The sequence below is a fragment of the Amycolatopsis sp. NPDC004169 genome, assembly GCF_040610315.1.
GTDB lineage: Bacteria > Actinomycetota > Actinomycetes > Mycobacteriales > Pseudonocardiaceae > Amycolatopsis.
The window spans coordinates 77,838-99,585 of sequence record NZ_JBEXMD010000033.1 but is presented as its reverse complement, the minus strand read 5'-3'; the positions used below and the strand labels follow the sequence as shown (position 1 = coordinate 99,585).

18 protein-coding genes are annotated in these 21,748 nt (G+C 71.5%); 4 read left to right on the top strand and 14 right to left on the bottom strand.

All coding sequences use genetic code 11. The features are described 5' to 3' along the window. Positions 1-11: 11 nt before the first annotated feature. Both ABZX11_RS34390 and ABZX11_RS34385 read right to left on the bottom strand, forming a co-directional pair. Positions 12-518 carry a dihydrofolate reductase family protein gene (locus ABZX11_RS34390; protein ID WP_354921028.1) on the bottom strand — a complete coding sequence of 169 codons (507 nt, stop codon included), beginning with the start codon at positions 516-518 and terminating at the stop codon, positions 12-14. Between the two features lie 30 nt (positions 519-548). After that, positions 549-1,328 carry an enoyl-CoA hydratase-related protein gene (locus ABZX11_RS34385; RefSeq protein ID WP_354921026.1) on the bottom strand — a complete coding sequence of 260 codons (780 nt, stop codon included), beginning with the start codon at positions 1,326-1,328 and terminating at the stop codon, positions 549-551. Positions 1,329-1,481: 153 nt separating this feature from the next. Here ABZX11_RS34385 and ABZX11_RS34380 point away from each other — a divergent pair, with 153 nt between their 5' ends. Continuing rightward, positions 1,482-4,556: a glycoside hydrolase family 2 TIM barrel-domain containing protein gene (locus tag ABZX11_RS34380; protein WP_354921023.1), complete on the top strand. Its 3,075-nt coding sequence runs from the start codon at positions 1,482-1,484 to the stop codon at positions 4,554-4,556. A 43-nt stretch (positions 4,557-4,599) separates the two neighbouring features. On the opposite strand, the gene ABZX11_RS34375 is transcribed toward ABZX11_RS34380, so the two are convergent. After that, on the bottom strand, positions 4,600-5,439 hold the full coding sequence (locus ABZX11_RS34375) for a hypothetical protein (protein ID WP_354921021.1): 840 nt from the start codon (positions 5,437-5,439) through the stop codon (positions 4,600-4,602). A gap of 357 nt (positions 5,440-5,796) precedes the next feature. Here ABZX11_RS34375 and ABZX11_RS34370 point away from each other — a divergent pair, with 357 nt between their 5' ends. The 3 genes from ABZX11_RS34370 to ABZX11_RS34360 are packed head-to-tail and all read left to right on the top strand — an operon-like array spanning position 5,797 to position 9,069. Continuing rightward, positions 5,797-7,449 carry an AMP-binding protein gene (locus tag ABZX11_RS34370; protein WP_354921019.1) on the top strand — a complete coding sequence of 551 codons (1,653 nt, stop codon included), beginning with the start codon at positions 5,797-5,799 and terminating at the stop codon, positions 7,447-7,449. Continuing rightward, positions 7,449-8,429, top strand: coding sequence for a phosphotriesterase-related protein (locus tag ABZX11_RS34365; RefSeq protein WP_354921017.1), 981 nt, complete (start codon positions 7,449-7,451; stop codon positions 8,427-8,429). The genes ABZX11_RS34370 and ABZX11_RS34365 overlap by 1 nt, the downstream gene beginning before the upstream one ends. 13 nt (positions 8,430-8,442) lie before the next feature. Then, a complete protein-coding gene (locus ABZX11_RS34360) occupies positions 8,443-9,069 on the top strand; it encodes a TetR/AcrR family transcriptional regulator (protein ID WP_176170317.1) in 627 nt (208 codons plus the stop codon). Here ABZX11_RS34360 and ABZX11_RS34355 read toward each other — a convergent pair. The 11 genes from ABZX11_RS34355 to ligA all read right to left on the bottom strand — a co-directional run bounded on the left by ABZX11_RS34355 (position 9,066) and on the right by ligA (position 21,681). After that, positions 9,066-9,944 carry an alpha/beta hydrolase gene (locus ABZX11_RS34355; protein WP_354921014.1) on the bottom strand — a complete coding sequence of 293 codons (879 nt, stop codon included), beginning with the start codon at positions 9,942-9,944 and terminating at the stop codon, positions 9,066-9,068. The genes ABZX11_RS34360 and ABZX11_RS34355 overlap by 4 nt on opposite strands. 138 nt (positions 9,945-10,082) lie before the next feature. Continuing rightward, positions 10,083-11,591: a hypothetical protein gene (locus ABZX11_RS34350; RefSeq protein ID WP_354921011.1), complete on the bottom strand. Its 1,509-nt coding sequence runs from the start codon at positions 11,589-11,591 to the stop codon at positions 10,083-10,085. Positions 11,592-11,733: 142 nt separating this feature from the next. Further along, on the bottom strand, positions 11,734-12,828 hold the full coding sequence (locus ABZX11_RS34345) for an acyl-CoA dehydrogenase family protein (RefSeq protein ID WP_354921008.1): 1,095 nt from the start codon (positions 12,826-12,828) through the stop codon (positions 11,734-11,736). Next, positions 12,825-14,009: an acyl-CoA dehydrogenase family protein gene (locus tag ABZX11_RS34340; protein ID WP_354921005.1), complete on the bottom strand. Its 1,185-nt coding sequence runs from the start codon at positions 14,007-14,009 to the stop codon at positions 12,825-12,827. The genes ABZX11_RS34345 and ABZX11_RS34340 overlap by 4 nt, the downstream gene beginning before the upstream one ends. Then, the gene (locus ABZX11_RS34335; RefSeq protein ID WP_354921002.1) at positions 14,006-15,229 is read right to left on the bottom strand and encodes an acyl-CoA dehydrogenase family protein; all 1,224 of its coding nucleotides are present in this window, start codon (positions 15,227-15,229) and stop codon (positions 14,006-14,008) included. Before ABZX11_RS34335 ends, ABZX11_RS34340 begins: the two co-directional genes overlap by 4 nt. Then, positions 15,229-16,245, bottom strand: coding sequence for a phosphotransferase family protein (locus ABZX11_RS34330; RefSeq protein WP_354920999.1), 1,017 nt, complete (start codon positions 16,243-16,245; stop codon positions 15,229-15,231). Before ABZX11_RS34330 ends, ABZX11_RS34335 begins: the two co-directional genes overlap by 1 nt. Positions 16,246-16,349: 104 nt before the next feature. Further along, positions 16,350-16,802 (bottom strand): MaoC family dehydratase, encoded by a 453-nt coding sequence (locus ABZX11_RS34325; RefSeq protein ID WP_155542941.1) that lies wholly within the window; start codon positions 16,800-16,802, stop codon positions 16,350-16,352. Positions 16,803-16,807: 5 nt separating this feature from the next. Further along, complete coding sequence (gene fabG, locus ABZX11_RS34320) at positions 16,808-17,569, bottom strand: 3-oxoacyl-ACP reductase FabG (RefSeq protein WP_176170310.1); 762 nt, start codon at positions 17,567-17,569, stop codon at positions 16,808-16,810. 205 nt (positions 17,570-17,774) lie between these two features. Then, positions 17,775-18,902: a polysaccharide deacetylase gene (locus tag ABZX11_RS34315; RefSeq protein ID WP_354920995.1), complete on the bottom strand. Its 1,128-nt coding sequence runs from the start codon at positions 18,900-18,902 to the stop codon at positions 17,775-17,777. Positions 18,903-19,147: 245 nt separating this feature from the next. Further along, a complete protein-coding gene (locus tag ABZX11_RS34310; protein ID WP_354920992.1) occupies positions 19,148-19,588 on the bottom strand; it encodes a hypothetical protein in 441 nt (146 codons plus the stop codon). A 101-nt stretch (positions 19,589-19,689) separates the two neighbouring features. Beyond that, positions 19,690-21,681, bottom strand: coding sequence for an NAD-dependent DNA ligase LigA (gene ligA / locus ABZX11_RS34305; protein WP_354920989.1), 1,992 nt, complete (start codon positions 21,679-21,681; stop codon positions 19,690-19,692). Positions 21,682-21,748: the final 67 nt, after the last annotated feature.

Genomic DNA, 21,748 nt, shown 5'->3' with positions numbered 1-21,748 from the left:
CCGCCGGCTCGTCAGTACTCGACGCGGTACCAGGAAGGTCCCACCGGGGAAAGGCGGACCGGCGGGCCGGTCCGCGAGAAGACCCGCACCCCGCTCCCGAGCAGCACCGGCACCGGCAACGCCAGGATCTCGTCCAGCACGCCGGCCTCCAGGCACTGCCGGGCCACCTCCGCCCCGAGCACGTTGACGTACTTGTCGCCGGCCGCCGCCTTCGCCATGGACACCGCCGTTGCCAGGTCGGCGGCGAACGTGACGCCGGGGACCGGGCCGGGCGCGCGGTGGGTCAGCACCACCTGCGGCCCCTCCCAGCCGCCGCCGAACGCCTTCCCTTCACCCGGGCCGCCCTTGTGCGGGTCGTCGCCGTCGAAGGTGCGGCGGCCCACCAGCAGCGCGCCGATGCGGGGGAGGAGGTCCGCCGGCGGTGGCCCCAGGAACGGGGTCAACCAGGACATGTCGCCGCCCGGGCCGGCGATGAACCCGTCGATCGAGCAGCTGAACGCGTAGAGCAACTTGGCCATACCGGTACTGACGGCCGCGGCGCCGAGAACTCATCGGTGGGGTGGGAACCGCGGTGCACGGCGCTCGTTCCAGCTGGCCAGCCCCTCGGCCAGCTCGGGATGGCCGAACGACTCGAGCATCAACGCGGCCGCCTCGCGAGCCGCCTCGGGGAGCGGCAGCAGCGCTTCCCGGGCGAACTGCTCCTTCATCACCGCCATCGACCGCGGAGCGCTGTAGGTCGCCAGCTCGGTCGCGTACGCGTGGGCGTGCCCGGCCAGCTCCCCGGCCGGGACGACCTCCTGGACCAGGCCGTACTCCAGCGCCTGCTCCGCGGTGAACGTCCGCCCTGACAGCAGCAGGTCGCGGGCCCGACCCCGGCCGACGAGCTCCGGGAGCAGCTTCGCGATGCCGTATTCGGCGATCAGGCCCCGGCGGGCGAACGCCGTGGTGAACTTCGCACCCGCGGCCGCGAACCGGACGTCCGCCGAACACGCGATGACGAACCCCAGGCCGGCGCAGCCGCCGTTGATCGCCGCCACCACCGGGACGCCCGCCGTGGTCGCCGCCAGCACGTCGCGGACGTTGCCCTCGGCCGGCGGCCGGGAGGCGACCGTTTCCAGCAGGCCCAGGTCGGCGCCGGGGCAGAAGGCCCGGCCGGCCCCGGTGACGACCACCGCGCGGACGTCCGGATCCGCGTCCGCCTGCCGCAGCAGGGCGCCGTAGCGAGCCTGCATCGGGATGTCCATCGCGTTGCTGCGGTCCGGCCTGTCGAAGGTGCACGTCGCGACCGCGCCGTCCGCCTCGTACCGCACTCCATCCACTGTGGACATAACCGCCTCCTTGGGGTCGGCACCATACTAAGCGGTCGCTTGGCTCAACGGAAGTGGCCGGGTTCGAAATAGTCGAACCGGTTGGTCGTCCGGAAACCCCCGTGCCATAGTGCTTTCCGCCCGCACATCGCCGCGCTGGAAGGGGCTCACCCGATGCCGGACGAAGAGCCGAGTGGTCTCCGCAGACGAGTCGTGCTGGGTGGGGCGGGCGCCGCCGTCGCCACGGCGGCCGTCGTGCCGGTCGCGCGGGCCGCCGAAGTGATCGCGCCGCCGTCCGCGGCGCGAGAAAGCGATTTCACGACCGGCTGGCGGTTCGCCCTCGCCAACCCCGACGGCGTCACCGATCCCGGCGGCCGCTTCGCCGACGCGGCGGAGCCCGGTTTCGACGACTCGGCGTGGCAGATCGTCGACGTCCCGCACGACTGGAGCATCGAGCTCCCGCCGACGGAGCAGGGCACCGACAGCGGTTCCGGCTTCTTCCGCGGCGGGCTCGGCTGGTACCGCAAGGCGTTCACGCTGCCGCCGTCGCTCGCCGGCCGTCGGGTGTCGGTGGAGTTCGACGGCGTCTATTCGGACGCCCACGTGTACCTGAACGGCGAGCTGCTCGGCCACCACCCGTACGCCTACACCGGGTTCGCCTTCGACCTCACCGCAGCGCTGCACACCGACGGGCGGACGCCGGACGTGCTCGCCGTGCGGGCGACGAACCCGCTGCCGAGCAGCCGCTGGTACTCCGGCAGCGGGATCTTCCGCCGCGTCCGGCTGGTCGTCACCGACCCGGTGCACGTCGCCCGGCACGGCACGTTCGTCACCACACCGGACATCGCGGCCGGCCGGGGCACCGTGCGGGTGGTCACCGACGTCGCCAACGACTCCGGGGCCGCGGTCACCGCCGAGGTGCGCACGACGGTCACCGATCCGGCGGGCCGCGCGGTGGCGACCGGCACGACGAGCGTGGCGGTCCCCGCCGGTGTGAAGGCGAAGGCGGCGACCACGCCGCGGGTCGAGCGGCCGCAGCTGTGGTCGACGAGCGCACCCCGGCTGTACCGGGTGCGCACCGACGTCGTCGTGGGCGGCCGCGTGCTCGACACGACCACGGTCGACTTCGGCTTCCGCCACGCCGAATTCCACCCGGACAACGGCTTTTCGCTCAACGGCGAGCCGATGAAGCTGCGCGGGGTCAACCTGCACGCGAGCCAGGGCGCGCTGGGTGCGGTGATCGACCCGGCCGCGCTGGAGCACCAGCTGCGCCTGATGCTCGCGATGGGCGTCAACGCGGTGCGGACCGCGCACAACCCGCCGGACCCGCAGCTGGTGACGGTCTGCGAGCGGCTCGGCATCCTCCTGATGGTCGAGGCGTTCGACTGCTGGCGGACCGGCAAGCTCGCCTACGACTACCACCGTGACTTCGACGAGTGGAGCGGGCGCGACATCGCCGAAATGGTGCACGCGGCAAAGAACTCGCCCGCGGTGGTGCTGTGGTCGATCGGCAACGAGGTGCCGGACGCGTCGATGGCGGGCGGCCCGGAGATCGCGGCGGGACTGATCGCCGCCGTCCGGGCGATCGATCCGACCCGGCCGGTCGTCATGGGCACCGACCGCTACCGCAGTGTGCCCGCGCCGGGCTCGCCGCAGGACCTCATCCTGCAGCAGCTCGACGGCCTCGGCGTCAACTACAACAACGCCGAGTCCGTCGACGGGCTGCACCAGCGGTACCCAGACAAGTTCTTCTTCGAGTCGGAGACGTCGTCGGAGACCTCGACGCGCGGGTTCTACCAGGAACCGGAGCTGCTCAACACCGGTGAGAACCACACCCCGGGCAAGCGGGCGACGTCCTCCTACGACAACAACCTGGCCCCGTGGACGCTGAGCGGCGAGTACTCGCTGAAGAAGGACCGCGACCGGAAGTACTGCCAGGGCCAGTTCCTCTGGGCCGGGCAGGACTACCTCGGCGAACCGACCCCGTACGACGTCTTCCCGGTCAAGACGTCCTTCTTCGGCGCGGTCGACAGCGCCGGCCTGCCCAAGGACGCCTTCCACCTGTTCCGCAGCCAGTGGACGACCGCGCCGATGGTGCACCTGACCCCGATGGACTGGACGAACCACCGGCCCGGCGAGTCCGTCGCGGTCTGGGTCTACTCCACTGTGGACACCGTGGAGCTGGTGCTCAACGGGAAGTCGCTCGGCGTCCGGAAGTTCGACCGCAAGACCACAGTGGACGGACGGCCGTACCTGGAGACGAGCGAACCGGCCGGTGACGACAAGAACGCTCCATCCGGCAGCTACACCAGCCCGAACGGCGGCACCGGCAAGCTGCACCTGACCTGGACCGTGCCGTTCGCACCCGGCACGCTGACCGCGATCGCCCGCGCGGGCGGCCGTGAGGTGGCGCGAGACGAGCTGGTCACGGCCGGCCCGCCGCGCGCGGTCAGGCTCGGCGTCGACGCGCCCGGTGGCGGGGTGGTGGCCGGCGCGATGACGTTCGTGACGGCTTCGGTGGTGGACGCCAACGGGGTCGTCGTGCCCGGCGCCGAACCGGTGCTGCGGTTCACCGTCGCCGGGCCCGGCCGGGTCGCCGGGGTCGACAACGGACGGCAGGAACTCGCTCAGGGGTACCAGCAGCCCACGATCCCGGCGTTCCACGGGCTGGCCGTGGCCGTGATCGCGGCGACCGGCGGGCGCGGCCCGATCACGGTCACCGCGAGCGCGCCGGGCCTGGTACCGGGGAAGCTGACCTTCCCCGGCACGCCGCTCGGGCAGCGCCACGGCCCGGGAGCGCGCGCGGTCGAGGTCGTCCCCATCCCGGTCGTCTCGACCGCGGACGCGAGCTACTCGGGCGCACCGGACACGCTGCCGTCGGCGATGCTGGACGGGAACCCGGCCACCGGCTGGTCGAACCACTACTCGAAGCCGGCGACGGCGACGCTGAACGCGGTGAGCAGGCCCCGGGCCGAGGACTGGGTGTCACTCGCCTGGCCGTCGGCCCAGCGGATCGCGGCCGTGACGGCGAACTTCGTGGTGGACGCCAAGCTCGCGCTGCCGGTCGCGGTCGAGGTCGCGTACCGCACGGCCCGGGGCTTCGAGCCGGTGCGGAACCTGCGGATCACGTGGGGGACCGGCTCGAACGACCCGACGTCGTTCGCGTTCGACCCGGTCGTCACCACGCAGGTGCGGGTGACGATGACCGCGCGGGGTTTCCTGCGGATCAGCGCGCTGCTGGCCCGGTGAGACGCGGGTCCGGCGGGGCGCACCCCCCGCCGGACCCGGGTGGTCACCGGCTGCAGGGCGCGAGTGCGTCGAGGCCCTGCGGCTTGGCCGCGGTGCGGCCGATGGCGGTGGCGATCCGGTTGATCGTTGCCACCCGCTTGTCCTCGAGCGGGCCGAGGATGGCGTTCTGGACGAAGTTGGGGCCGCCCTGGCCGACGGTCGTGCGCAGGCGGTTGTTGGCTTCGTTGATCTGGGTGTTCAGCAGCTCGAGGTTGCGGGTCACCTCCGCTTGGGCTTGGGCGGGGATGGCTGGGAGCTTGCTCGCCACGTCGGGGCAGGAGATCTGGCCGGCCCCGGCGTTGCCGGTGTTCCCGTTCTGGCCGCTGTTGCCGGTGTTCCCGGTGTTGCCGCTCTGGCCGCCGTTGCCGATGCCCTGGGCCGGTGCCGGCGCGCCGGCCTGGCCGCCCACCGAACAGGTGGCCAGGCTGTCGAGGCCCTGCGGCTTCTCGGCCCGGCGCCCGATCGAGATGGCGATGCGGTCGATCGTGGACTTCCGCTTGTCCGCCAGCGGGCCGAGGATGGCGTTCTGGACGAAGTTCGGGCCGCCCTGGCCGACGGTCGTGCGCAGGCGGCTGTTGGCTTCGTCGATCTGGGTGTTCAGCAGCTCGAGGTTGCGCTGCACCTCGGCCTGTGCTTGCGCCGGGATGGCCGGGAGCTTGCTCGCCACGTCGGGACAGCTGATCTGGCCGACGGCGGCCTGGCCGCCCGAGGCGGCGTTGGCGGCGCCGGGGTCGCCGAAGGTCGTGGCGACCGCCAGCGCCCCGCCCGCGATCGCGAGGGCGAAGGCCCCGGTCGCGATCTTCGTCCGCCGGGACAGGCGGTGTCGTCCACCGGAAGCAGGCATGAATGACTCCGTTTTCGTGCGTTGGTTAGCGTGAACATATGGGCACTCCGCCGCCTTCGGGGGATACGGCAGGGTTATCTGATGGGGCGGTCCAATCTGGTCGCCGACGACCATGGTGGCGGGTGGACCTGGGGTTTGTCCAGTGTGACCGGTGCGAAAAAGAAGAGCTGAACCAATTCGAACCGTGGTACGTGTACCCCTGTGACGGCGGCTTCTGGCTGCGTTGTTCGGTCGTTGTGTTCGCGCACAGGAATTGTCGTGCGCAATTTCGGCGTACCCGTGCGGGACTTGACGCGGGCCGCCACCGCCTCCTAGCGTCGGCATACCGACCGGTCGGTGTCCAAAGGAGGTCACTGGATGAGCTGGTACGACGCGAAGCCCTGGCTCGCGAGCTACGACGAACGGGTCCGAGCCGCGGAGCCGGTGCGCCGGACGACGCTGCCCGAGTCGTTCCGCCGGGCCGTGGACCACGTCCCGGACCGGGTCGCGATCGCGTACTTCGACGGGCGGCTGAGCTACCGCCAGGTCGACGAGCTCTCCGACGGCGTCGCCCGGTACCTGGCGGCACACGGCTTCGCCCGCGGCGACCGGCTCGCCCTGGTGCTGCAGAACATCCCCCAGTTCGTGATCGCCCTGCTCGGCGCCTGGAAAGCGGGCGGGATCGTGGTGCCGGTCAACCCGATGTACCGCGAACGCGAGCTCACGCACGTGTTCACCGACGCCGGCGTGAAAGCGGTCGTCTGCTCGCAGCGCGGCTGGAACGCCTACATCGGTGAGACGGCGGCCGCGAACGGCGTCGGCATCGGGCTCACCACCAGCGAACTCGAGTTCCAGACCCGCGACGACGAGCGCGTACTGGCCAAGGTCGAGCCGGAGGCGACCCCGGGCGCGACCGAGCTGCTGGAAGCCGCGGCGACCCCGGGGCCGAAGCCGCCGGAACCGGCGTTCGCCCTCGACGACACCGCGCTGATCAGCTACACCTCCGGCACCAGCGGCACGCCGAAGGGCGCCACCAACACCCACGGCAACGTCGGCACCAACGCCGCCGCGCTCGGCTCGTTCAGCGGCCTGCCCGCCGGGTCGACGCTGTTCGGGCTCGCGCCGCTGTTCCACATCACCGGCATGGTGTGCGAGCTCGGGTCCGCGATCGACATCGAGGGCACCCTCGCCCTGGCCTACCGCTTCGAACCCGGTGTCGTGCTCGACGCCTTCCTCGAGCACCAGCCGTCGTACACGGTCGGGCCGTCCACGGCCTACATGGCGCTGATGGCGCACCCGTCGTTCAGCCGCGAGCACTTCGCCTCGTTCGCGCTGCTGTACTCCGGCGGCGCCGCCCTGCCGCCCGCGGTCGTCGAGGCCTTCCGGGCGAAGACCCGGCACTACATCCACAACGGCTACGGCCTCACCGAGACCACGGCGGGCTGCGTCGTCGTCCCCGGCACCCTCGAAGCGCCGATCGACCCGGACTCCGGCACGATCTCGATCGGCCTGCCGGTGCCGGACACGATCGTCCGGATCCTCGGGGAGAACGGCGAGGAACTGCCGCCCGGCCAGGCGGGCGAGATCGCCGTCGAGGGCCCGATGGTCGTTTCGGGCTACTGGAACCGCCCGGACGCCACCGCCGAAGCGCTGCCCGGCGGGCGGCTGCTCACCGGCGACATCGGGTTCATGGACGACCGCGGCTGGGTCTACGTCGTGGACCGCAAGAAGGACATGATCAACGCGTCCGGCTTCAAGGTCTGGCCGCGCGAGGTCGAAGACGTGCTGTACACCCACCCGGCGGTGCGGGAAGCCGCCGTCGTCGGGATCGCGGACGAGTACCGCGGCGAGACGGTGAAGGCGTACGTCAGCCCGGCGCCGGGGGCGACCGCCGATCCCGCGGAACTGGTCGCCTGGTGCAAGGAACGGCTCGCCGCCTACAAGTACCCGCGCACCGTCGAGGTCCTCGACGAGCTCCCGAAGACCACCAGCGGCAAGATCCTGCGCCGCGAGCTGCGGGCGCGTGGCTGATGGTCGAAACGGTCCGCGGCGCGATCGCGCCGGAGGCGCTGGGCCGGGTGCTCATGCACGAGCACCTCTTCGTGCTGAGCCCGGAATTCGCCGCCAACTACCCGGAGCACGAAGGGTTCCGCGAGGACGAGCACGTCCCGGAAGCGATCCGGCGCCTGAAGGAGCTCAAGGAAGCCGGGATCGACACGATCGTCGACCCGACGGTGATCGGCCTGGGCCGCTACATCCCGCGCGTGCAACGGGTCGCGGCCGAGGTCGACGTCAACATCGTCGTCGCCACCGGGCTGTACACGTACCACGATGTGCCGCACTACCTGCACTTCCGCGGGCCGGGAACGCTGCTGCAGGGCGAGGACCCGCTGGTCGCGATGTTCGTCGGGGACATCCGGGACGGCATCACCGACACCGGTGTCAAGGCCGGCCTGCTCAAATGCGCCACCGACGAACCGGGGGTGACCCCGGGCGTCGAGCGGGTGCTGCGCGCGGTGGCGCAGGCCCACGTCGAAACGGGTGCGCCGATCATGACGCACACGCACGCCGGCACCCGGCGCGGGCTGGAGCAGCAGGAGATCTTCGCGGCCGAGGGCGTCGACCTGACCCGGGTGCTGATCGGGCACTCGGGCGACTCGGCGGACCTGGGCTACCTGACCGAGCTCGCGGACTCCGGTTCGCTGCTGGGGATGGACCGGTTCGGCCTGGACCTGCTGCTGCCGTTCGAGGAGCGGGTGAACACGGTGGCCGCGCTGTGCGAACGCGGGTACGCGGGCAGCATGGTCCTCTCGCACGACGCGTCCTGCTACATCGACTGGCTGCCCGCGGCGCAGCTGCCGGTGATCGCGCCGAACTGGCACTACCTGCACATCACCCGGGACGTGCTGCCGGCGCTGCGGGAGCGCGGGGTGTCCGAAGCGGACATCACGACGATGCTCGTGGACAACCCGCGGCGGTTCCTGTCGTGGCGTTATCCTGGTGCGTCCTGAGAGGGGGTCCTGCGTGACTCGAGCAAGCACCCGCAAGCCGGGCGAGGCCACCGGCGACGACCAGGCCGCCGTGCCCCGGCGGTTGCTGGAGCACGCCACGAAGCTGTTCGCCAAGAAGGGCTTCGACCGCACATCGGTCCAGGAGATCGTCGAGGCGGCGGGCGTCACCAAGGGCGCGATGTACCACTACTTCGGCTCGAAGGACGACCTGCTGTACGAGATCTACGCGCGCGTCCTGCGCGAGCAGACCAGGCAGCTGGAGAGCGTGGCGTCCTCGGGCGCCCCGCTGCGCGAGCGCCTCGCGGCGGCGGCGTCCGACGTGGTGGTGTCGAGCATCGACAACCTCGACGACAACACGATCTTCCTGCAGTCGATGCACCAGCTGTCCCCGGACAAGCAGAAGGCGGTCCGCGCGGAGCGGCGCAAGTACCACGAGCGCTTCCGCGGGCTGGTCGAGGAGGGCCAGGCATCGGGGGAGTTCCGCACCGACAAGCCGGCCGACGTGGTGGTGGACTTCTTCTTCGGGTCGGTGCACCACCTGGGATCCTGGTACCGGCGGAGCGGCTCGCTGACGGCCCGGCAGATCGGGGACCACTACGCGGACCTGCTGCTGGACGCACTGCGCCCGCCGGCGGCCTAGTGGCGCTGGACGTGGTCGAGCAGCAGGGCGCTCACCTCGTCCGGCACCTCCATCGCCATCCACTGGCTGGCGCCCTCGATGATCTGGAAGCGGTACTCCGCGTCGATGTGGTGGACGGTCTGCTCCGCCGCGCTCTGGCCGAGGTACGGGTCTTCGCGGCCCCATAGGTACAGCGTCGGGACCCTGATGCGGCCCGCGGGAATGTCGAACTCGTCGTTCGTCGCTCCGCGGTACCAGTTCAACGTCGCCGTCAGTGCGCCCGGTTCGGAAAGGCGGGTCACCGTGCCCTCGACGACCGCTTCCGGGATGCGGCGGCTGTAGACGGCCCGTAATTGCGCGGCTTCGTCGCGTAAGAGGTATTTCTCGGCTTTGCCGTCCGCGCGGCGGAAGAAGCGGATGTAACCCAGGTCGTGGAACTGGCCGTCGTCGGTGGCCATTGCCCGCTGGAGGGCCGAGGGGTGGGGCGTCGAGAGCACCGTCAGTGACCGGAGGCGGTCCGGGTGGGCCGCCGCGAGGGCCCACGCCACCATGCCGCCCCAGTCGCGGGCCACCAGGTGGAAGCGGTCCGCGCCCTGGTCGTCGGCGAACGCCAAGGCGTCCCCGACCAGGTGGTCCAGTGTGTAGTGCGCGACGCCGTCCGGGCGCGCGCCCGCCGCGAACCCCCGCTGGTCGACGGCCAGCGCGCGGTAGCCCGCCTCGCCGAGCGCGTGCAGCTGCTCGGTCCAGGCGTCGGCGAACTCGGGCCAGCCGTGCAGCAGGAGGACCAGTTCACCCGACGCGGGCCCGGCCGCGAGCGCGCTGTGGCGGTGATCGCCCACGGTGACGGTCAGTCGCTCCAGCGCGCCGGGATCGGCCGGCGCGACGGCTGTTTCCATGGCGCACAGGTTAGATCCGGCGGACGGCGAGAACCATGGGAAGAAGGGCATTTTTGTCACCCTTTTACCCGTGCCGTGGCCTGGCTCACAAAGTTCTCGCTCAGATGAGCGAAAATTCGGAAGAAAACTGAAGGATCTTCATGAATTCTGGCTCAGGCGCTGGAGGTCCACCACGGCCTTGTCGAACGTGAAGACGTCGGCCGGGAGGTTCTTCGCGGCCGCGCCGCCGGTCAGCAGCGAGACGTAACAGCCGTAGTCGATCGCGTACCCGTCGTACAGCCGTCCCGGGCGGCGCGGGTCGACCACGCCGCGCCGGAGGATGTGGAGCAGCCGCGCGTCGCAGAGGGTGCCGATCGCCGCCGTGCGGTCGCGGGTGGGCAGCAGGAACGTCCGGCTCCGGCGCCGCCCGACCACCTCGTCGACCAGCAGGCCGAGCACGCGGTCGGCGTCCTCGTCCCGGCTCAGCACGGACTGCTTGTCCCGCAGGTACCAGTCCCGGGCCGCCCGGCGCACGTGCGCCTGGGTGATCTTCTCGCCGTGGGCGTGCTGGGCGGCCAGCGCCGCGATGTTGATCGCGTCGCGCGGGACGCCCTCGGCGGCCCGGACGAGCTCGGGGAACGCCGCGCCGTGGAAGGTGGCGTCGACGAAGTCGGCGGGCTCCTCCGTCCGCAGCATCGCACCGAGGACCGGCCGGACGTGGTTGCCGAACAGCTGCCGGAAGAACGCCTGGGCCTCCTCCGGCGACTGGTCGAAGACGAGGGCGTCGTCGAGGCTGACCGCGGACGCCGCGTCCGAGCCGACCTCGATGCCGAGGTAGTCGTCGTCGAGGGTGGCGGAGAAGCGGGCCCGGTGCTCGATCGCGGCGATCTTGACCGTGATCCCGTGGACGGGCAGCACGCTGCGGCGCAGCAGGTCCGCCAGGAACGGCTGCAGGTCGGCGGGCACACTGCTCCACTCGTCGAGCAGCAGCCACAGGCGAGCGGGCCGGATGCCGTCGGCCACGGCCTGCACGGCCCGGCTCAGCGGGCCGAAGAGCACCCGGTGCTGCTCGACGCCGGTGCGTTTCCGGCGGTTCGACGCCGCCGCCGTGCTCCGGTGCCGCGCGCCGGCTCTGGCTCCGCCCTTCGGCGCCACCGACAGTTCCGCCGAGTATTCCCGTTCCACGCTGCCGCCGAATGTCTGCTCCTGTTCGGTTTCGCCGACGACCTCCACTTCGGTGGCGGCCGAAACCAGGGCGTCGAGACCGCGCAGCAAAGCGTTCTGGTCCGTGGAACTGCTTTCGGCGGCGAAAGCGAAAAGCCGGTCGTGCACGGCTTCGAGGGTGTCCACCAGCAATTGCGTGCCGCGCTGGGCGGGGCTCAACGCGGTGTTGGCGTACAGGCCGCCCGTGGACCCGATCGTCCGCAGGTCGAGGTAGATCGGGATGTCGCCGGTGCGCTCGACGAGTTCGTGCAGGTGCAGCAGGGCGTGCGTCTTGCCGGTGCCGCGGCGCCCGAACAGGATCTGGTGGTCGGCGGAATTGATCATCGCGGAAAGCGAGCCGGCGGCGACGTAGGTGGCGGCCAGTGTCGAACGGTCGGCGCTTTCGGCCCGCCGGGGAATGCGCATCAGTGCCTGGTTGAGGTGCATCTGGATGGCCTGCGCCATGCCGACCTCCCGGCTGTCCGCGTCACCGCAAGCGCCAGCGTACGGCAGCCGCCACCCCCGGCGGCACGGCCGAATGTGTTGCGGAACGCGGAAACGGCCCGTTCTCCGGAACGGGCCGTTTCCGCAGAGTTCGGGCGGGAACTCAGGCGGGCAGGTCGATCAGTTCCGCCAGCCGCGCCCGGTGCCGTCCCGGGGTGCCGAGGGCGAGCTCGTCGGCCTTGGCGCGCTTGAGGTACAGGTGCGCGGGGTGCTCCCACGTCATCCCGATGCCGCCGTGCAGCTGGATCGCCTCCTCCGTCGCGCGGACGGCGATCGGCGCGTTGCGGGCCTGGGCCACCGCCACCGAGATCGGCACGTCGGTGCCCGTGGCGAGCGCGTCCGCCGCGTTGCGGGCCGCCGCGCGGGCCAGGACCAGGTCCGTGTACAGGTTCGCCAGCCGGTGCTTGAGCGACTGGAACCCGCCGACCGGGCGGCCGAACTGGTACCGGCCCTTGAGGTAGGTCACCGTCTCGGTGAGCGCCCACTCGGCGACCCCCGTCTGCTCGGACGCGAGGATGCCCGCGCCGAACAGCAGCGCCTGCTCCAGCGCCGCGGCCGCCTCGGGGCCCGAAGCGACCAGCGTGGCCGGGGCGTTCTCGAGCGACACGTCGGCCACCCGCCGGGTCAGGTCGAACGACACCAGCTCCGACACCGTCGCGTCGGCGGCCGAGACGACGTACAGCGCGGGACCGTCCGGGCCGGCGGCCGGGACGACCAGCAGGTCCGCCACCGACGCGTCGGCGACCGTGCCCACCCGGCCGGAGAGCGTGCCGTCCGCGGACGCCGTCACCGACGACGGGAAACCCGCGCCCGGCGCGGTCGACAGCGGCACGGCCAGCGCGCCGATCGCCTGCCCCGCCGCCAGCTTCTCGACGAAGTCCCGCGCGCCGACGTGCACCAGCGCCGTCGTCGCCAGCACCACACTGCCGAGGAACGGCACCGGCGCGACGCTGCGGCCCAACTCCTCGGCGACGACCGCGACCTCGCGCGCGGATGCGCCGTGGCCGCCCAGTTCCTCCGGCACGGCCAGCCCGGCCACGCCCACCTCGTCGGCCAGCGTGTGCCACAGCTTCAGGTCGTACGGCTCGGCCGTCTCCACCCGCGCCAGCAGCGCTTCCGCGCCGGCCTTGGCCTTGAGCAGGTCCCGGACCGAGGCCCGCAGGTCCTCTTCGACGTCGGAATACAGCAGGTCACTCATCGGGGGAGGTCCTTCCAGGCGACGTCCTTGTCGACGCGCGGCTCCGAGGGCAGCCCCACCACGCGCTCGGCGATGATGTTGCGCAGGACCTCCGAGGTGCCGCCCTCGATGGAGTTGCCCTTCGCGCGCAGGTAGCGGTAGCCGGCTTCGCGGCCGTTGAAGTCGACGATCGCCGGCCGCCGGAACGTCCAGTCGTCGTAGGCGAGGCCTTCTTCGCCGAGCAGCTCGATCTCCAGGCCGGTCAGCGCCTGGTTGAGCTCGGAGAAGGCGACCTTCATGGCCGAGCCCTCCGGCCCGGGCGCGCCGACGGCGAGCTGCTGGCGCAGCCGGGTGCCGGCCAGCCGCAGCGTCTCGGCCTCGACCCAGTGCTTCACCAGCCGGTCACGCAGCTCCGGCGTGCGCAGCTCGGGTCGCTCGCGCCACGTCTTCGCGACGATCCCGATCAGCCCGCCTTCGCGCGGCTGGACGTGGCCGCCGATCGCGACACGCTCGTTCATCAGCGTCGTCTGCGCGACCTTCCAACCCTCGCCGACCGCGCCGAGGCGCTGGGTGTCCGGGATGCGGACGTCGGTCAGGAACACCTCGTTGAACTCGGCCTCGCCGGTGATCTGGCGCAGCGGCCGGACCTCGACGCCGGGGGCGGTCATGTCGCACAGGAAGTACGTCATGCCCTGGTGCTTGGGCACGTCCGGGTCGGTGCGCGTGACGAGGATCGCCCACTGCGACTCGTGCGCGCCGGACGTCCACACCTTCTGGCCGGTGACGACCCAGTCGTCGCCGTCACGGACCGCGCGGGTGCCGAGCGCGGCGAGGTCGGAGCCGGCGCCGGGCTCGGAGAACAGCTGGCACCACACCTCCTCGCCGGTCCACAGTGGACGCAGGAAGCGCTCGCGCTGCTCCGGCGTGCCGAAGGCGAGGATCGTCGGCGCGGCCATGCCGAGGCCGATGCCGATCCGGCGCGGGTTGTTGTCCGGCGCGCCCGCCTCGGTGAACACCGTGTCCACAACGGACTGCAGGGCGCGCGGGGCGTTCTGCCCGCCGAGCCCGGCGGGGAAGTGGATCCAGGCGAGCCCGGCGTCGAACCGGGCCCGGAGGAACTCCAGCCGGTCGGTCGTCTTCGGGTCGTGGTTCGCCAGGAATTCGGTCGCCTGGCGGGTCAGGTCTTCGGCGGTGACAGTCACTTCGCGCCCTCCGAGAGGTACTTCTTCAGTTCGCGCCGGGCCAGCGAGCGCTTGTGGACCTCGTCCGGTCCGTCGGCCAGCCGCAGCGTGCGGTTCCCGGCCCACATCGCGGCCAGCGGGAAGTCCTGGCTGACCCCGCCCGCGCCGTGCACCTGCACGGCCTTGTCGAGGATCCACTCGACCGCGGCCGGCGTGGAGATCTTGATGGCCTGGATCTCGGTGTGCGCGCCCTGGTTGCCGACGGTGTCCATCAGCCACGCGGTCTTGAGCACCAGCAGGCGCTGCTGCTCGATCCGGACGCGGGACTCGGCGATCCAGTCCTGCACCACGCCCTGCTGGGCGATCGGCTTGCCGAACGCCTCGCGCGAGATCGCGCGGCGGCACATGAGCTCCAGCGCCCGCTCGGCCATGCCGATCGCGCGCATGCAGTGGTGGATCCGGCCGGGGCCGAGCCGGGCCTGGGCGATCGCGAAGCCGTCGCCTTCGCCGGCGATGAGGTTCTCGGCCGGCACGCGGACGTCCTCGAAGAGCACCTCGGCGTGGCCGCCGTGGTCGCTGTCGTCGTAGCCGAAGACGTGCATGCCGCGCTTGACCGTGACACCCGGGGTGTCGCGGGGGACCAGGATCATGCTCTGCTGCTTGTGCGGCGCGGCGTCCGGGTCGGTCTTGCCCATGACGATGAAGATCTTGCACGCGGGGTTCATCGCGCCGGAGATGTACCACTTGCGGCCGTTGACGACGTACTCGTCGCCGTCACGCCGGATGGCGGTCTCGATGTTGCGGGCGTCGGAGGAGGCGACGTCCGGCTCGGTCATCGCGAACGCCGAGCGGATTTCGCCGTTCAGCAACGGTTCCAGCCACTGCTTCTGCTGCTCGTCGGTGCCGAACATGGCCAGCACTTCCATGTTCCCGGTGTCCGGCGCGGCGCAGTTCAGCGCGGTCGGCGCGAGCCGGATGCTGCGGCCGGTGATCTCCGCCAGCGGCGCGTACTGCAGGTTCGTCAGGCCCGCGCCGTGGTCGCCGGGGAGGAAGAAGTTCCACAGCCCGCGCCGGCGCGCCTCGGCCTTGAGCTCCTCGACGACCGGCGGGATGGCCCACGGGTCGTCGCGTTCGGCGAGCTGCTGCTCGAACACCGGCTCAGCGGGGTAGACGTGGGAATCCATGAACTCGAGGAGCTTCCCGCGCAGCTCCTCGGTCTTCTCGTCGAACGCGAAGTCCATTACTTCTCCTCTTTGAGAATCTCGTTGCCGTGCGAGACGAGCAGCGGGACACCGGCCCCGACGCCCTCGAAGCCCGCGCCGACCGTCTTGCCCTGCGTGTAGCGGTAGTGGATGCCCTCCAGGATCACGGCGAGCTTGAAGAACGCGAAGCTGACGTACCAGTTCAGCTGCGAGACGTCCCGTCCCGAGCGCTCGGCGTACCGCCGCACGACCTCGTCGGTCGTCGGGTAGCCGGGCGCGGAGCTGGCGTTGGAGACGAACTGCAGGGACACCTTGTCGCGCTCGGCGTAGGCCACCAGCAGCGCGAGGTCGGTGAGCGGGTCGCCGAGCGTCGACATCTCCCAGTCGAGCACCGCGGAGATCCGGTCGCCGGAGTCGACGAGGACGTTGTCGAGGCGGTAGTCGCCGTGGATGATCGACGGCTCGCCGGACACCGGCACCGCGGCGGCGAGCCGGTCGTGCAGTTCTTCGATGCCGTCGAGGTCGCGGCTGCGCGAGGCGTCGAGCTGCTTCTTCCACCGCCGCAGCTGCCGCTCGAGGAACCCTTCCGGCCGCCCGAAGCCGCCCAGCCCGACCGCCGCCGGGTCGACGGCGTGCAGGTCGACGAGCGTGTCGACCAGCGCGTCGGCGATGGCCCGGGTGCGCGTCTCGCCCAGCTCCGCGAGTTCGCCCGCGGTCCGGTACGGCGTGCCCTCGACGAAGCTCATGACGTAGAACTGCGCGCCGATCACGTCGGCGTCCTCGCAGAGCAGGATCGCCTCGGGCACCGGCACGGCGGTGTCGCGCAGGCCGGAGATCACCCGGAACTCGCGGGTCATGTCGTGCGCGGTCGGCAGCACGTGCCCGAGCGGCGGACGGCGCACCACCCAGCGGGAGCGGCCGTCGCCGACCACGTAGGTGAGGTTCGACCGGCCGCCCTCCACGACGTCCGCGGACAGCTGTCCGGCGACCAGGCCGGGCCGGTGCGCGTCCAGGTGCGCGCGCAGGCGGTCCAGGTCGAGTCCGGGGGGATTCATGCAGCCTCCTCTTCGTCGAGGGGAGCATACCGACTAGTCGGTATGACGGATAGAGCGCGTGGCGAGCGGCACCTTCCCGGGAAAGCGCCGCTCGCCACGCGACGTCACGCGAGGAACCGCGTCACCCATTCGGCGACGCACGCGGGCTTCGCTTCGCCGTCGATCTCGACCGTCCACTTCGACACCGCCTGCTTGCCGCCCGGGATGTCGGTGACCTCCACCAGTTCGGCGCCGGCACGCACCTTCGAGCCGACCTTCACCGGCTGCGGGAAGCGGACCTTGTTGAGGCCGTAGTTGATGCCCATCTTGATGCCGTTGACCTTGTAGATCTTCGGGCCGAACGCCGAGAGCAGCGACAGCGTCAGGAAGCCGTGGGCGATGGTGCCGCCGAACGGGCCCGCGGTGGCCATCGGCTCGTCGACGTGGATCCACTGGTGGTCGTCGGTGGCGTCGGCGAACAGGTTCACCCGGTCCTGGGTGACCTTCAGCCACTCGCTGTACCCGAGGTGCTCGCCGACCGCGGCGGCGAAGGCGTCCAGGTTCTCGAACTCGCGCATCGGCCTCAGTCCTTCGGTCCGCCGGCGGCGTAGATGACCTGGCCGGAGACGAACCCCGCGCCCTCGCTGACCAGGAAGGAGGCCAGGTGCGCGATGTCGTCGGGCGTGCCGACGCGCTGCACCGGGATCTGCGACGCGGCGGCGGCCTTGAACTCCTCGAAGCCCATGCCGATCCGCTCGGCCGTCGCGGCGGTCATGTCGGTGGCGATGAAGCCCGGCGCGATGGCGTTCGCGGTGACGTTGAACTTGCCCAGCTCGATGGCGAGGGTCTTGGTGAAGCCCTGCATGCCTGCCTTGGCGGCGGAGTAGTTGACCTGGCCGCGGTTGCCGAGCGCCGAGGTGCTGGAGAGGTTGACGATCCGGCCGTACTTCTCCTGCGTCATGTACTTCTGCACCGCGCGGGTCATCAGGAACGAGCCCTTGAGGTGCACGCCGAGGACGGAGTCCCAGTCCTGCTCGGTCATCTTGAAGATGAGGTTGTCCCGGGTGATGCCGGCGTTGTTGATCAGCACGACGGGCGGGCCGAGCTCGTCGGCGACGCGCGTGACGGCGGCTTCGACCTGCTCGGCGTCGGTGACGTCGAGGGCGACCCCGACGGCCTTGCCGCCCTTGGCGACGATGGCCTCGGCGCCCTGCTTGACACCGGCCTCGTCCAGGTCGAGCAGCCCGACGGCGAAGCCGTCATCGGCCAGCCGGGCCGCCACGGCGGCCCCGATGCCGCGGCCGGCACCGGTGACCACGGCGACACGGGAAGGGGAATCGGTCACGGGGGACCTCCTCGTCGTTGAGAAAGCGGGCTCGTGCCCGCGAGCCTACTAAGCGGTTGGTCACAGACGATACGGGCAGCGGCCCGTGTTGCGATGCCAACGTACGCAGATTCCCGGGGCCGCGCCCGGTCCGGCGCGGTTTGCCGAGGAAGCCGCCGCCGTCGGGGGACGCCGGTGGCCAACGTCACAGCGGTGTCGCGCTCGCTCAGCGGGCCTGGGCGAGCGGCATCGACCGGTACTTGTCGAGGACGGCGGGGTCCTGCAGCGACATCCACTTCGTGACTTCGGCGTAGGTGGCGCAGACGGTCTCGGGTTTGGCGCACACCTCGCCCATGAAGCCTTCCGCGGCCCGCGAGAAGGCACCGCCGGCCCAGTCGTTGAAGTGGTTCCCGATCACGAGCGGCGCCCGGTTGCCCTCGAAGGCGGCGCGGTAGGCGCCGCGGTAGGTCTCGAGCGTGGCCTGGGTGTACTTGCCGGTGTCGCTCTTGGCGTGGCCGAGCTGGTACCAGAGGTTGTAGTCCATCATGATGACCTTCTTGTGCAGGGCGGGCACCTGCACGTAGGGCATCCAGAACTCCCAGATCCCGTCCAGCCGGGTCGGCCACTTGACGCCGTCGGAGGGCTGGCTGGAGTCGAAGGTGTAGCCGGCCGCGCGCATGGCGGGAAAGGCGGCGGCCCAGTTGCCTTCGAGGCACGGCGTCCGGCCGCCGGTGACGTCCGTGGCGGACAGGTGCAGCCCCAGGCGCTCGCGGGCGTCGTCGACGAAGCGGCTGAACTGCCCGATTTCGTCGGTCCAGCCCTGCGTGGTCCACCGCCCGACGCTCGGTTCGGCACCGGCGCAGAAGTGCCCGTTGTAGTGCGTGCCGATCTGGTGCCCCGCGGCGACGGCGGTGTTGAGGTCCTGGACGCGCGTGGCCACCTCCGCGGCGCTGCCGCCGAAGCCGATCGAGGCCGAGCCGGGCCGGTGGCCGGGACCGGCGTAGCGCGAGCGCTGCTCGTCGGTCAGCAGGTAGATGCCGGAGAGGAAGCCGCTGAAGTGGGCGTGGACGGAGTCGGCCAGGGCGAGGTAGCGGGTCCAGTGCTCGTGCGACCCGGCGCCGTCGAAGGAGAAGAGCACGAACTGCGGCGGCTTCTCGCCGGGCCGCAGCGGCCGCATCCAGTCCGGAGCCTGGGCGGCGGGCGAGCTCGTGGTGGCCGGGGGAGTGTTGCCGGCGCTCGGCTCGGACCCGGCGTGGCCGTGGTCGAGGGCGAGGATGAGGACGACGGCCAGGACGAGGGCCAGCGTGATGGTGAACCACGTGCCTGGCCGCGTTGCCAGTCGTGCCGAGCTCATCTGTGGACGCCTCCCCCTGCTACGTACCGTCACAGGAAGGACGTCGAAGGAGTGAGTCGGGTGCGTCGAGGTGAGATGCGTAACCGACATGCAACCGATTCGACGCACGCAGAGTAGGCACCTCTTCGGGCGGCCGAGCGCAGCCGCATGGCGCAACGCGGCCGCGGCCGCCGCGGCAGCGGGCCCGGCGGTCCTCGGGGCGGTCGCTCCCCGGACACCTCAGGCAGCGGTCTCCGCGCCCCCGTTCAGCGCCGGCAGGGGCCGAAGTAGCGGCATTCGATCAGCACGCGGGGGTCGAGCGCCCGCGCCCGCGGCTCCAGGGTGTCGAGCAGGGCGGCGATCTCGTCCAGGTCCACCACCCCGCCTGTGGTCAACGGGAAGAACCGCTCCTGGGTGTCGTGCTCCGCGCAGCCGCTGCCGCGCAGGTTGCCCGCCGGGACGACCGCGAAGACCTCGTCGCCCTCGTTGTCGAACGTGAAGTAGCTCTGCAGCTGGACCGGGGTCGTGTCGGCCACCTCGTTGATGCGGTGGCCGCCGTACGTCTGGGGGTAGTGCCAGCCGGCGTGGACGTCGTCGGCGAACCACACCCGTGCGGGGTCGCTGTCGCCGTCGAGGAGCCAGCCCCGCGCGGTGAGGAACTCGTGCACGCCGAGCTGGCGGGCGACCATGAGGTCGGACGTGGTCATCGCGGTCCCTTCGGACGAAGTCGGGTACTCACGCTCAGTGTCGCGCCTGACCGGTTTCACGACCGGGTGACCCGCGTCCGGGAAGCGGGACGCCCGGCCGGCTACACGATGCCCGCCGCGATCAGCTGCTGCCAGATCTCGCCCTGGTCGACGACCTCGACGCCGTGCTTCTCGGCCTTCGTCAGCTTGCTCGCCCCGACGTCCGCGCCGGTGATCAGCATGTCCGTGTTCGCCGAGACCGACGTCGCCGTGGTCGCGCCCGCCTTCTCGCAGAGCCGCTGGAACGTCGGGCGGGGGACCTTCTCGCCCGATCGGGGGTCGCTGATCGACCCGGTGACCACCACCGTCTTGCCCGCCAGCGGCGCGCCCGCCGCGACCACCGGTGGCAGGTCCTCTTCGCGCACGTCCAGCGAAACCCCCGCCTCCCGCAGGCGCTCCAGCTCGGGACGCAGCCGGGTGAGGTGCTCGATCAGCGACGCGGCGACCTTCGGCCCGATGTCGTCCACGGCCACGAGCCCGTCGACCCCCGCCTCCACGACCGCTTCCAGCGAGCCGAACCCAGCGCGGCACAGGCGGGCGGCCGTGCCCTCCGACGCCATCGGGATCGCCAGGCCGATCAGCGCCCGCCGCAGGCCGACCGCCCGGCTCGCGTCGATCGACTCGATCATCCGGGTGGCCGAGACCTCGCCGATGCGGTCGAACTCGAGCAGCTTCTCCTTCGTCAGCCCGTAGAAGTCCGACGGGTGCTCCAGGATCCCCGCCTCGGCCAGCCGTTCGATCCACACCCCGCCGATCGCGTCGATGTCCGCCGCCGCCCGCGACGCCCAGTGGATCAGCCGGCGCACGGTCTGCGCCGGGCAGGACACGTTGGTGCAGAACAGTTCCCGGCTGTTGCCCTGCTCGGTCAGCGGCTGCCCGCACGACGGGCACGCGTCCGGCGGGACGATTTCGCGCTCGGCACCGGTGCGCTTGGACTCGTCGAGCACGCCGGCGACGAACGGGATCACGTCACCCGCGCGGCGCACCAGCACCGTGTCGCCGATCTTGATGCCGCGGGCGCGGATCACCTCCTGGTTCGCCAGTGTCGCGCGGGTGACCGTGGTGCCGCCCACGAACACCGGCTCCAGCCAGGCGACCGGGGCGATCTTGCCCGTCTTGCCGACGTCCCAGACCACATCGGACAGCACGGTCGTCTTCTCCTCGGCGGCGAACTTGAACGCCAGCGCGCCCCGCGGCGAGCTCGACCGGGTGCCGGCCGCGGCGTACGCGTCCCGGCTCGCCAACCGCAGCACGGCGCCGTCGAGGTCGTAGTCCAGGTCGTTGCGCTGCCGCTCGATCTCGCCGATCACGCCCTGCGCCTCGGCGGCGTCGGCGCAGCGCCGCATGTCGGCCGCGGTGAAGCCGAGCGTGTGCAGCGCGCTGCCGAGGTCGGTCTCCGCGCTGTCCGGCTCGGTGTACAGGTCGAAGGCGAAGAACCGCAGCCGCCGCTCGGCCACCGTGGCCGGGTCCTTCGCGCGCAGCGTGCCGGCCGCGGCGTTGCGCGGGTTGATCAGCGGCTTGTCCGGGTGGGCGGCGTTGTAGGCGGCGAAGGTGGACCGCAGCATGACGGCCTCGCCGCGGACCTCGACCCGGCCCGGCGCCTCGACCTGCTCCGGGATCCCGTCGGTCAGGGCCCGCACGAGCACCGTGACGTCGTCGCCGGTCGTGCCGTCCCCGCGGGTGACCGCCCTGGCCAGCCGCCCGTTTTCGTAGACGACCGCCAGCGACAGGCCGTCCAGCTTCGGCATGACCACCACCGGCTGGCCCGGGAAGCGGTCGAAGAACGCCTCGACCTGCTCGGGCTTGGTCGCCTTCTCCAGCGACAGCATCGGCCGGGAGTGCCGGATCGGCGCGTGCAGCACCGCCGGGGCGCCCACCTGGTCGAGCGGATTCGGGTCGGGGGTGAGCTCCGGATGCTCCTCGACCAGGCTGCGCAGCTCGTCCTCCACCGCGTCGTACTCCGCGTCCGCCACCAGCGGGGAGCCGCGGTAGTAGGCGTCACGGAGCACGGTGATGCGGTCGGCGAGTTCCTGGATGCGTTCCTGAGCGTTCACGGGGAGGACGGTACCGGGCAGGACCGACAAAAAGTGGCGGGTGGGTGGTGGCGGAGGAGGGGCTCCG